Origin of the sequence: Viridibacillus sp. NPDC096237, from assembly GCF_050278625.1 — a bacterium.
Taxonomy (GTDB): domain Bacteria; phylum Bacillota; class Bacilli; order Bacillales_A; family Planococcaceae; genus Viridibacillus.
Window position 1 is genome coordinate 35025 of sequence record NZ_JBNNTI010000035.1, and the last position, 11976, is coordinate 47000.

Annotated in this window: 14 protein-coding genes; 1 reads left to right on the forward strand and 13 read right to left on the reverse strand. The window is 34.6% G+C overall.

Going from position 1 to position 11976, the window contains the following annotated elements; all coding sequences use genetic code 11:
- Nucleotides 1-2: 2 nt before the first annotated feature.
- From ACQKMD_RS16760 to ACQKMD_RS16820, 13 genes are all read right to left on the reverse strand, one after another.
- Nucleotides 3-1385 carry a hypothetical protein gene (locus ACQKMD_RS16760; RefSeq protein ID WP_427753373.1) on the reverse strand — a complete coding sequence of 461 codons (1383 nt, stop codon included), beginning with the start codon at nt 1383-1385 and terminating at the stop codon, nt 3-5.
- Between the two features lie 10 nt (nt 1386-1395).
- Nucleotides 1396-1788, reverse strand: coding sequence for a Low copy number virion structural protein (locus ACQKMD_RS16765; RefSeq protein ID WP_427753375.1), 393 nt, complete (start codon nt 1786-1788; stop codon nt 1396-1398).
- On the reverse strand, nt 1788-2273 hold the full coding sequence (locus tag ACQKMD_RS16770; RefSeq protein WP_427753376.1) for a hypothetical protein: 486 nt from the start codon (nt 2271-2273) through the stop codon (nt 1788-1790). Before ACQKMD_RS16770 ends, ACQKMD_RS16765 begins: the two co-directional genes overlap by 1 nt.
- A gap of 11 nt (nt 2274-2284) precedes the next feature.
- A complete protein-coding gene (locus tag ACQKMD_RS16775) occupies nt 2285-3931 on the reverse strand; it encodes a hypothetical protein (RefSeq protein ID WP_427753378.1) in 1647 nt (548 codons plus the stop codon).
- Nucleotides 3928-4650 carry a hypothetical protein gene (locus ACQKMD_RS16780; RefSeq protein ID WP_427753380.1) on the reverse strand — a complete coding sequence of 241 codons (723 nt, stop codon included), beginning with the start codon at nt 4648-4650 and terminating at the stop codon, nt 3928-3930. The genes ACQKMD_RS16775 and ACQKMD_RS16780 overlap by 4 nt, the downstream gene beginning before the upstream one ends.
- Nucleotides 4647-7574 (reverse strand): hypothetical protein, encoded by a 2928-nt coding sequence (locus tag ACQKMD_RS16785; protein ID WP_427753381.1) that lies wholly within the window; start codon nt 7572-7574, stop codon nt 4647-4649. Before ACQKMD_RS16785 ends, ACQKMD_RS16780 begins: the two co-directional genes overlap by 4 nt.
- Nucleotides 7564-7854 (reverse strand): hypothetical protein, encoded by a 291-nt coding sequence (locus tag ACQKMD_RS16790; RefSeq protein ID WP_053417665.1) that lies wholly within the window; start codon nt 7852-7854, stop codon nt 7564-7566. Before ACQKMD_RS16790 ends, ACQKMD_RS16785 begins: the two co-directional genes overlap by 11 nt.
- A gap of 113 nt (nt 7855-7967) precedes the next feature.
- Nucleotides 7968-8390 carry a hypothetical protein gene (locus tag ACQKMD_RS16795; protein ID WP_427753382.1) on the reverse strand — a complete coding sequence of 141 codons (423 nt, stop codon included), beginning with the start codon at nt 8388-8390 and terminating at the stop codon, nt 7968-7970.
- 44 nt (nt 8391-8434) lie between these two features.
- Nucleotides 8435-9268, reverse strand: a complete 834-nt coding sequence (locus tag ACQKMD_RS16800) for a chitobiase/beta-hexosaminidase C-terminal domain-containing protein (RefSeq protein ID WP_427753384.1) — start codon at nt 9266-9268, stop codon at nt 8435-8437.
- A gap of 293 nt (nt 9269-9561) precedes the next feature.
- Nucleotides 9562-10041 (reverse strand): RNA polymerase subunit sigma-70, encoded by a 480-nt coding sequence (locus ACQKMD_RS16805; RefSeq protein WP_427753386.1) that lies wholly within the window; start codon nt 10039-10041, stop codon nt 9562-9564.
- 90 nt (nt 10042-10131) lie between these two features.
- Complete coding sequence (locus ACQKMD_RS16810) at nt 10132-10335, reverse strand: hypothetical protein (protein ID WP_427753388.1); 204 nt, start codon at nt 10333-10335, stop codon at nt 10132-10134.
- 97 nt (nt 10336-10432) lie between these two features.
- Nucleotides 10433-10609, reverse strand: a complete 177-nt coding sequence (locus tag ACQKMD_RS16815) for a hypothetical protein (RefSeq protein ID WP_427753390.1) — start codon at nt 10607-10609, stop codon at nt 10433-10435.
- A gap of 176 nt (nt 10610-10785) precedes the next feature.
- Nucleotides 10786-11052, reverse strand: coding sequence for a hypothetical protein (locus ACQKMD_RS16820; RefSeq protein WP_427753391.1), 267 nt, complete (start codon nt 11050-11052; stop codon nt 10786-10788).
- A 430-nt stretch (nt 11053-11482) separates the two neighbouring features.
- Here ACQKMD_RS16820 and ACQKMD_RS16825 point away from each other — a divergent pair, with 430 nt between their 5' ends.
- A complete protein-coding gene (locus tag ACQKMD_RS16825; RefSeq protein WP_427753393.1) occupies nt 11483-11842 on the forward strand; it encodes a helix-turn-helix domain-containing protein in 360 nt (119 codons plus the stop codon).
- Nucleotides 11843-11976 lie beyond the last annotated feature (134 nt).

Genomic DNA, 11976 nt, shown 5'->3' on the forward strand with positions numbered 1-11976 from the left:
GATTATACCCCTTCCTTTTCGAAAATACCGATACCGATTGGTCTGTAAACAATGGACGGCCGTTTAGTAATAGGAGATACTGCATCTGAAACAAAATATTTATAGTATTCGAAAACATCTGGACATGAAGCTTTTTTATTTTTTAATTTTGCACCATTTCTAGGGCCTATCGACGGTGCAAAAATTAAATATTTTAAATAACCACGATCCCGCTCTTCAGCGTGTGTGATATAAGCTTTTGTAACTGCAGCTTTATTGTTATATAAGCTAGTTGGCGGATACGTATATTCATTATTATTTTCATTTTTCCAGGCACTAACGAACTGGCGCCCTTGGTCATCTTTACGATCAGGCTGTGCTTTTTCTGGCTGCGCAAACGTTTTAAAGTTATATCCTTGATAAAAAGCCCCTTGAATCCCGCGTTTTACAATGATATTATCTATACCGTTGCCTGGAAATTGTGGATATTTTTTATTCAATGGCATTAAAATTTGAGACGCTGGCACGTGTGGTGTCGTGGTATTGTACGCATATGCTGGACTATTTACTGCTGTTCCAGCAAATAATGCTGCATTACCACTATCAGAAGGTAATAGTGATACTACATGTCCAAAGTATACTGGCAGCATAGGTACTTGATTATCATGGAAAGCTGGTGTGCTGTCAGCACGAACCATTAATGCTAAAACCTCCTCATTTACAAACCCTTCAATTTTGATTGTCGAGTCTGGCCACCAGTTCGTTAACCATCCATTATCAATTTGCCCAGTTTGTCGCATGGATGCATTCACCATAGGCGATTGACGCATTAGCGTGTGGTTAATTGTTGGTTCAAACTTATAAACATTTGTTTTTTCTTTGATCGGCTCGTAGCCCTGTAATTCGATATCTAAAACGTCGGCAGCTTTAACTGCTTGCGATGGGTAAACGATTCTGAAATTTTCTATATCTAAGAACTTTGGCTCTTCGTGAATCATGTAGAAATAAACTTTTGATGTATCTATTTTGATTATTTCTTCTTTACCGAAAAGGAATGTATGCAATTCTTCTCGTAACTCGCTATTTGTGCATAGTAATGTTTGATTCGGGAGGCTACCCGATTTAAACTTTGTTGGAATATCTTTATATTTAATTTCCAAATCACAGATACGAGCAATCCCGTAAATATCACCACGACTGTTTTTTATCAAACTGTGAGTAGCAATTTTGAATGGTAATTTTACGTCGTCTGGCTCTGTAGGGATTGCATTTCCGTAAAATATGCCCTGAAAGTTGTATGATAATTTCTTGAATGTTTTAAGCAAGGTCCAACCATTTTTAACAGCCAAATCAACAATACCTTTTGAAAAATTTTCTTCCGTAAGTAATTTTTTAATGTAAGGCATATCTTCACTCCTATTTAGTTAAGAATTGATAATTAATCCAAATGTTTTTCTTTTTACCTGATTCGTTTTTAAATCGAATTTCAATGGTGTCCCCAACGTTTAACGGATGAGCAACCATAAAAAAAAGCCCTTCCGGGAGCTCTTTCGTGTACACCGATTCAATCATAGTTTTGTTATTAACCACTAAATCCCAGTTATCCTCATCGTAGTACTCTGTACAAGCAATAGCGATACTTATTAACTCGGATTTTCTCGCAATCGTATATGTGTTTGTAACAAATGAATCACTCCCACCAATGACGACCCGAACACCTTTAATAAACGGCTCGGTCAATGTCGGAAAGAAAGGTGCATCAAATCGACCACCTGCTGTATAAGTGGTTATAAAACCTTGTTTTGCCATCAAATATCCTCACTTTCATCATCTGAGAAATCATGTTCGCTCTCATTATCTGATATTGGATTTAAATCGATGTCTGGCTCATCTATATCTTCACCGCCGCTTGTATCGTTAAATACTTCTTCTTCGAAATCATCATCTTCCTCATCGCCTTCCGAAATAATATCAGGAACAACTTGGACTAATCGATTTTCTGTGTAATATAGATTCCAATCGATGACTTCTCCGGTTATCATATCCTCATCTTGGACTGATACTAATAATCCCTCATTATCAAATGTAAGCGTAGCAAGCTGTCGCTCATCACCCTCCACCATCGCTAACCGGCCGTTTTCATCGTAGTGAAGAGTTACACCTTCAATCGTGTCATCATCTTTTATTTTACTGATTGTATCTGTATCCAAACCGCCTGTTAATAACCGTTTTCGGATACTATTTTCAATCATCCGTTTTACTGGCGTGTACGTATTATCACGTCTTGATGTCATACCCTCACCTCTTACACTCTATGAATGACCCAGTTTCGAACAGGTCTTTTATTTGTGATATAACGTCCGGTACTTTCAGAGGCTATATTTTCGCGTGGCATATTTAAACTTGGTAACTTGCCAGCCGGATAAATAATATTTCCTGATCCACCTGCCACTTTGAAACTTGCTGTTAATTTCTGAAGCTTGCCAGCAGATATGCCGACAAATTTAATTACATTTGCGCCTTTTTCAAGGTCAATCTTAATATCAGTTCCCTTGTTTCGGACAAATAAGTTGTTTACAATCTTACGCCCGTTTAGATAAATATTCATTCGATCACCATCTTCAATTTTGAAGTCGAATATATTGATTATTAAACGGCTTTCAGTAGTGCTAAATTCCGGCATGTCACTAGGTGGTGTTGGTGGCATTACAATGTCTAAATCGAATCGTGTGTTATCAGCTAGTTCAATTACTTGTGTTAAGCCTGTACCTGAATATGAGGTACGAATACCGCGTACATACATACGCTTAGTCACTTGTGTAATGCGCTCACGGACAGACACGACATCTAATAATTCCAACGGCAAATAGGCTGGTACGCCAATACTGAGACGCTTCCAAGCCATGACCATTTTTGTAAATAGCGCTTTTGCTGTATTAAATTGTTTCTTTGGCGTATTTGCCCAGCTGCTTTCAACGATCAATTCACGTCGTTTGCCTTGCAATATATCTGAACGAATTTTAGCTGAAGTAAATCGATTTTTTATGGTACGGGTAACTTTTTTACGTTTACCATTCACAATTTCAAATTCTTTGGATTTTGAAACGACAGTAATCGTATCAAAAACCTCATTGTTGTCCATTGAGTAATCTGCTTCTGTTAAATCAATATAATCATCAAAAGTAACTACTGCTTTACCTAACTTTTTAAAATCCGGTAATTTTTTTGTTTTTACTTTACCGTTTGAACTTTCGATTAGTGCGTAATATGTTGTAAAAGCCATATTACCGACGTGATCATGCGGATATTCTCCCCTAATTCCCATTTTCTCACCAACTTTATAGCCCATGCCGGTGAATGGCTCTTTTATATTTGGTTCAATATCATTCGGAATATTAACATGATCTAAGAATTTCTTTATAGCTACACCAACATTCATATCTACATCATCGATGAGATATTTTTTTGATTTTGGCATACATGTATTTACTTGTGCTTTTTTATAATTTGAACGGCCATTGATTGTAATTGTTCGACCATCGGCGCTAATGCTAACTTCATCGATAGAACCGATCAACATTTTCAGAAGGTTGTCGCCATAACCAAGACTAATTTCAAGTTCAGTATCTGGTACTAGTACATTACGCCAAGGTGAATTAAGTGGGATTTGATAATTTAATCTCCGTTCACCAAACTTCCCCTCTTTGTAATCCGGCGATAGCTGCCCATCTTCATTCGAACAAACAATTGTAAAGCCTTTCGCTGTGGTTTCTATATCTTCATCGATTTCAATACTTATGATATTTGGCAGTCTTCCTTGACTGACAAAAAAGTTTTCAGCTGTTATCGGCCGTTTAATATTTACATATTCAGCAGGACTTCGAAAATTGTTATTACCGCTCTGGAATTGTGTTGTGAGTGCCCTTATTAGTGCTTGATTGGTTTTTCTCACATGCCATCGACCCCCACACCAGCTCGTTGTGGAGATAGTAATTTGACTCGTATTAATCGTAACGGTCCATCGGTGCTCGGGTCACTCTCTGTTCCAGCCAAATACCCTCCATAAACGCCATAGTTACATTCAAGAACCATGTAACTGTCGTGTCTTGAGCGTACAAAATTTCTATATTGTGTCTCGGTTTTAAAGTATAGAGTCATTTCGATTTCACAACCCTTATTCCCAATACGTTGCAACCTCATTGTACCTTCTAAAGTATCGAAAGTTTGAATACCCGCAAGTTGCTTTGGCGGCTTTAAAGAACCAATTGCATCAATGTTCGGTGACGCTATATAGTCATGGTAATAGAAGTCTTTCATGTACACTTTGTCGGCATTACGGTAATTTTCATCTGTTATAAAACCGATTTGATAATTGCCATGATCTAATGGAAAAAAGGCACGTGTCCATGTTCTTGAACCTCGTACCTTCATACGTTCTACAATTTTTCCTGTATCTACATTTTTAACAACAATTATCATTTGTGATTTTCTTACTTCACCAGTCACTGTTAACGCAACCGAACAAGCGAAGTCGAGCGCAATCATGACTAGTTTATCACTAGACACTGAGATAGTCCTTGAAAACCAAGTTGCAGAGGGCCCCTCACAAACAGTCTGTTGTGGATCATACATTATTACTTCTTGGTCTCTCGTATATAATATTGTTTTCATCGTTCTTTACGTCGAACCTCCTTATTAATCCTATCGGTTAACGCTGTATTTAGGAAGTCGATATCTGCATTAGTCGAAGCTTTCTTGACATGTACATGTACATCCCCGACATTTATTTGTTTTCCTGAATTTTTAATTGACGTAGGTTTCTTGCCGTTCAATCTATTTTTGAAATCTACTTTTTTACTAGCATTTCGTATTCTCGGGGAAATCGATGATTGTATGATTGCTGCCGTTGATATATTACCAGTGTCGAAACGAACACCTTCAACATCCGGAATAAAATTATCTTTAATCGAATTGCCAAGGTCTCTCGTAGCTTTACCAACACGGTTTCGTCCATCAAGAATAGCATTGCGTACGCCATCAGGAATAAATGAAGCAAGCTCGTACATTACACGAGAAGGTGAGCGGATGATCATTTTCCCTATAAAGCCACCTGCTATTTTTCCACCCAAGTCCCTAATAGCACTTACTGCACCAGAAACCTTATCTTTTATACCGCCTATGATACCTTCAACGATGTTGGCACCCCAGTCCCATGCCTTTTTGGCCAGCCCAATAAAGAATGAACCTATTTGACCAAATATTTTTTGGATATACTTATAGACGTTAGATAGAGTTGTACGTATTTTGCTATAAATGGTGTTGAATACAGTCACTACACTATTTAATATATTGCCCAGAATTGTTGAGAAAAAATTTCGAATACGTCTTAATATTCTAGATAAAAAACCCCAAACATTTGACATAACTTTAATAATAAAATTATATATCCCATTAAAGGCCCATTTTATCGAGTTGAAAATAGACGTTGCCATCCGAGAAAATGCTTTTCTAATACGCCCTAAAGAACTAGTTATAGAGCGGACAAATCGGCTTAAAACACGCCGGATACTGTTAAAGAAATTTTTTATTGCCATGCCTAATGGTGCAAAAATATTTGCTAATAACTTTACAGCACCTTTTATCCCATTTACTAAACCTTCAATAATCCAACGCCCAAATTTATAGAATAGTTTCGATGGTGAGTTGATTCCGAAAAGTTTTTTTATCGGTTTAATTATATATTTTTTAAACAGCGAGATAGGGTTCCATTTTTTCAGAAAATTTATGCCTTTAATAAGACCATCAACAACGGCCTTACCAACCTTCACTGCTTGTTGACCTAGTACTTTCCGGTTTTTGTATATATAACGAGCAACAATAGCAAAAGCAGCTATAATGGCTACACCTAACAAAACAACGGGATTTGTTAGTAAAGGTAACAGCATTGGCAAGAAGCGGGCAATGGCGCCTTTAATACCTCCAAAAGATTTCTTTATTAATGGCAGGACCCCTCCTAGAATTTTTCTTAAACTAGAGAATACAGTCTTTAATTTATCAGAATTCGTCCCAGTGCTTCCAAATAATCCAGAACCTAATATGTCTATTAATCGTAATAATTTAGAAGCAGTTAAAGCTACGCTTATAGCTAACGCTCCGAAATGAGCAACTATTTTAGCTATACCTGGATGAGCTCGTAAGAAGGCTGTTAGATTATCAGAAAGTATAGACAGTCCGTCAGCAACTTTTATAATAGTTGGTTCTAGAGCCTTCCATAACTCTAATAACAGGTTGCCAAGTTTACCAACTGTTATTTCTAAATGAGCAAGACCACCACCATCTATACTATTAACCATTTTTTGATATGCGGTTTGACCATCAATTAATACCTTACCGGTCTTTTTCCATGCGTTTTGATTCTCCATTACGCTTTCGGTAGCCTTATTAATGTCCCCTTGATACTTTTTCATTGCAGCAGCCATGATATCCGCAGCTTGACCTTGTGAAACTCCTAGTTTCTTTGAAATTCTATCTACAGATGAGATAGCACTTACAGCATCAACGCCCCAAACTTTTGCAAAGTTTAAGCCAATTTTTGCAGAGTTGGCAATATTACTCTTCGTTTTACCCATTTTGTTATGTAAAACTGCGAATAATCCACCGACTTTTTCTTGTGATTGTCTAGTTTCAGCTGAAACATCCGATATTTGGTTCTTATATTCACCCATCAATTTAGTATTCATGAGTGTCTGTGAAGCAAATTTGCCCCAACCTTTTTCAGCATCCTTAACAACTACTCCAAATTTACTTGAAATATCTATAAGTACAGGTGTTACAATTTCGTTTAATTGTTGTCCGAGTATTTTTAATTGCTCTAACTTCGATAGTTCATCCAAATTAATATTTGATGCTAAGGATGAACTTGAACTGGTACTCCTTGGAGGACTATTCGCTGGTGGAGTACCATTCGGCGTAGTTTGCTGATCTATTGATCCATTACTTGGATAAGATTTATTAGCCGCTTGAAGATCAATTGCTGCTATTTTTTTACTAAGAATATTTAATTTCGAATACAATCCATCTAATTTGGCACTAAACGAATCAAAACTTTTAATTAAATTACTAAAACCTTTATCGCTTAATATTTTTATATTAATTGTTTTATCTTCTAAAATAACGTTTAACGCATTAGCTTGATCCTTGATTTGATCTATCTGCGTCTTAAATTGTGAAGTATTAACTTTAATAGCAATTTCAAGTGTTGCTATTTTAGTATTTAATGCGTTTATTTTAGTAATTGCGTTGGTTGTATCGATTTGTAAATGTCTATTAGTTTGCACTTGATCAAACAACACATCTAGAGTTTTTTTAAATGCATTTATATTTTCTTTTGCATCTTTCATATTTACAGTAATATGAGGTTTAGACTCTATCTGTGTAATAATATCTGAAATCTCTTTCAACTTTTCTTCTAGCTTATTTGCCAATAGTAACGATCTATTCTCTAGATTATCCATTTTCTTTAAATGTTTGGCCGTTTCAATAATAGTCGTTCCAACCATTTCAACTAAGCCTATAAAACCAGTATTATTTGACAACTATATCCTCCTCTCTATCTTTTAGTGGTGCACAATTGAATAGCTCATCAATATAATCTAATGCTTCTTGTGATGATGTAATTTCAGTATTGTTTTCTCCTTGTACATCACCAAACCCAAATTCATTACAGTACTCTTCAAATGTTGGAATATTCTCCGTTGCAAACATTCCCTCAATTCGCCATGTTAAAAACGCTTGTTTACGATATTCTTCACGGCTTTTTTCAGTTTCCCATAAAGCAGTATCCACCATAAGTTGGAATAGACGAGAATAAGGCATTTCAACAATGTATTCATCAGTCCACTTATAACGCTTTTGTACACGATCAATTGCTCGATATAGTGTATCAGAATCGTCCAGGGGATTTATTTCGTTTATATTGGTGCTTTTTTTTAAACTGTTTTCTGGTCCGTTTGTTTGCTTAGAATTCTCTGGACCGCCGAGAAAAAATCCGTTAAATCCTTGGATGTAAAGACGGCTTCAATTACTTCAACAAATGCATCTAATGGCAAGTTCTCAACATCTTCTTTTTTCTTACCTACAATTGAGCCTATAAATTCATAAATTTCACCTTCGGCTTCAACCAACTCGAAGATTAAATTAAATACGACTTGTAAATATTTCACTCTCTTTTCTTCTTCTGTTTCTTCTTCAACGGAATTTAAGTCCGTCATCAGTTGCATGAAATAACCAACAATCTTTGCTTTTTTGAGAATTGATACAAATTTAAATAGGTGTTTTAAACCAAGTTGCTTAATTTTTATCTCCTCACCGTTAATAATGACCATTTTTTCGATACCGATTAGTGTCTCCACTGTGATTCCCCCTAATAATAAAAACCCCCTTAAAGGGGGTTTTTTTATTGATTAATTGAATATGCAAATGATACAGGTGTAGATGTATCATGACCTTTTGTAGCAACTGCAGTAATTGTTGTAGTCGTTGAAATTGTAATTGGACCTTTATACTTAATCCCATTATTCGGAGTAGGATATGAGCCATCTAACGTATAGTAGATTTCGTGATTTACATCTGCATTTAAACTAACTAATTGTTCTTCCGAATATGTTCCAGGAGCTGGTGTTGCAACAGGTGCAACAACATTAGAGCCACCTTTTGGATAAAGTATATAGAACGGAATGCGCGTAAAGTTATCTTCAGCATAACGAGCTACAAACTCTGCCTTTAATACAATATCATCCTTACCTGTACCTAGAGGCAAATTGAATGAATCAATACAACGGGCACGTTCTAATACAAATACAACAGGTATGGATTTACCTGTAATCGAACCAAAAATTGCTAATGTATCAGAGCTACTCGGTGCAATTGAACCATCATGACGAATCATATCGTAGTTATTATCATGAGACTTTACATTGAATACAGGTAGCTTTAATTGAAGATTCTCCTTTGTCATTTCTAGAATATTAGTAGATAGTTTTGCATTTGCTTTTACTAACCACTCCATATTTTCAATAGTACCAAGTGCGCCATCTACTTCAACAGAATGCCACTCTGTTTCAACACTGATCTCATTTCCACCTTTTGTTGCTCCGATGTATTCGCCCCAAGTAGAACGGTCTTTTGGGTCAAATGTAATTGGATTAAATCCTCTCGTAATAAGTCCTGGTCCAATTACTAAATTTCGTGAAGAGCCTGGACGTGCTCCATTCAACATTTCATATGCCATAAATTGTTTTCCTCCCTATTTCTTTAATTCAAACTCTGCTACTTTTTTACTTGCGTAAATTTGCAATACAAACTTACTTCCTCCCTCAATAATTAACATTTGAATAAGCTTTTTTCATGATCAATACTAAATTCAAAAATCTCATTTTTTTCACCTTACAGTTTTCAACATTACTTATTGCTACTTGAAAATGTTTTAGCTGAATAAAGAGATCCTTAATATGAAAACTTAGCTTACTAAAAATACCTCCTCACATATATGAACTACGTACGACAATGTACGACAATAGCTGTTTAGAAAACCCTATTATTCACTTTATTCTTTGCCCGTTCAATATACTTTTGAACTGTACTTTTCCCTATATTCAAATCATTAGCGATAGTTTGTAAACTTTTATTATTAACAACATGCTCAATATAACAATGACGTTCTTTTAATGACCAAGAAGTAAATATGTCCGCAAGTATGCTTTTTTCTTCACTAGTCATATACAACTGTTTTGAATCTATATCATATAGCTGATCTGTGATATCTGGAATGACATCGATGCTCTCAAAAAATTGCTTATGATAAATGGATTTTTTATCAATACCACGATGTGAATCAGGGTTCCTACCTGTTTCCATCCAATTTATTGCAAAAGTCATGCTATCAATCATGCTATTTATTTGTTTTTCAACTTCACGGTCATCTTTCTTTAGTTGACCTTTCATACGTTGTAATTCTTTTTTACCTTTTGAATATTCAATCAATAAATCATGCGCCCAATTCATTTAATAACCACCTTTTTTAAAATGTAAAAGAGCACCAAACAAACGCTTTTACACGTTTATCTGATGCTCTCGATTTTTTCGACTAAGCAATTATTTTCTTTTTAATGTAATTTTATATGCTGGGTTTCCAATTTTATAATTTTGGCATGGAATTTCTAAAACACCATATGCTGGTAAAGGTATCGCTTCAACTTTACCATCCTCTACAATATATATCAGTTTATTTTCACTTGCATCTATTTTAGCAGTTAAAGTCTTTGTATCTACTTCTATTTTTTTCGTTTCTATATCCAACATTCTATCCCCTAAGAGTTTATTATCCAGTATCAATATTACGATAATTATGTAGGTACTTAACATGTTACATAAAATAGTTATACCCATATATTCATTACTCAAGCATATTGTAAATAATCAGTGCTGATTCATATAAATCATATTTTTCATCCATTACTGCAGAATATTTAATATCAATAACTTCAATACTTAAATTTATAGTTAGCCATTCATTAATTTTTTCACTTAATTTAGTATCAATAGTTGAGTAAATTGATTGTGTTTTGATCATATTTTAACCTCTCCATTTCTAAAGATATTAACTAATGCAATTATTATTTTGCTTAGAAATTCCTATTTTCTCTCTAAGACTATTAATCTTATATTTTTCTTTAAATATCATTAAATATAACTTTAAACTAATACACGCCCATCTTGCACGTCCTGTTAAGTACTCGGTATGATATTTCATCCATATTTTTTGATTAATTCTATCTCAATACCCTGTTGGGTCAAGTTCTCAACTAACTTAACCAACTTGTCATGTTCCCGTTTTATACTCTGCATTTTACGAATCACTCTTATAGATTCAATTATTTCTTCTGCGCAAAGCTCAGCAGCTGCATAATTACCATGCTTAGTATGATTAATTAATTCCAAAAGTATTTCGTCTATATTTTTTTGTTCCTTACATGCCTTCCTAAAATCTTCATCTCTCACTAAAGTAGATATCATTTTTTAATTCCTTTCATTAATAAGATTTATGATTATGACAAAAAATCCTTAGATACATTTAATTAGATATTGCTCTCATAACTAAGCTATTATCCTTAAATGCTACAGATACGCTCCTTAGACTATAGATCAATCAATTTTAAATAAACTTCCTCCTTTTACCATTTAAAAAACATTGCTATTTTAGCAATAAAGTAGATAAAATTATTAGTGTATTTCAATTTATTATTAGAAAAGGTAAAATTCAAATCTATTTCGTTTTTACCCACTTCAAAAGTTGCTGTTTTAGCAATTAACAAGACTATATCATTGCTATTTTAGAAATACAAGGATTAATTTTATTTTTAGTATTATTATATTGTTAAAGTAGACACATGATAGAATCCAGATATAAAGAATGTAAAAGAATTTATTGTGAAGGGGTGATTTTATGAGTATAGGAAAAAGAATTATCGTATTGCGTGAAAAAAAAGGGTGGAATCAACGAGATTTGGCTAACAGGATAGGAATAAATGTAAGTGTAATGAATCGTATTGAATCAGAAAATCGCCCTATAAAAGACGAGGAACTACTAAAATTGTCAAATGTTCTAGAATGTAGTTCCGATTACCTTCTTGGTAAGTCTAATATTCAGACTTTAATGCCTTATGATAAGAATGAAGAAGAGTTTCAAGCATTTGCAAATAGTCCAGACTTACAAAAGTGGTACAAAGAGCTTCCAAAATCTAAGGAAGAAGATTTACGGCTATTAAGAGAAATGTGGGAAACAATAAAAAGAAATAAACATTGAACTATTCACAGGCTTCAGTAAAAACTGGAGCCTTTTTCTTATGTTACTTTGTCAAATTAAGTGCAACACTTGCTCCATGAACGCTTCGTGTGCAGATTTCCAGCCCAAGCATTTTCTTGGGCGATTATTAATTA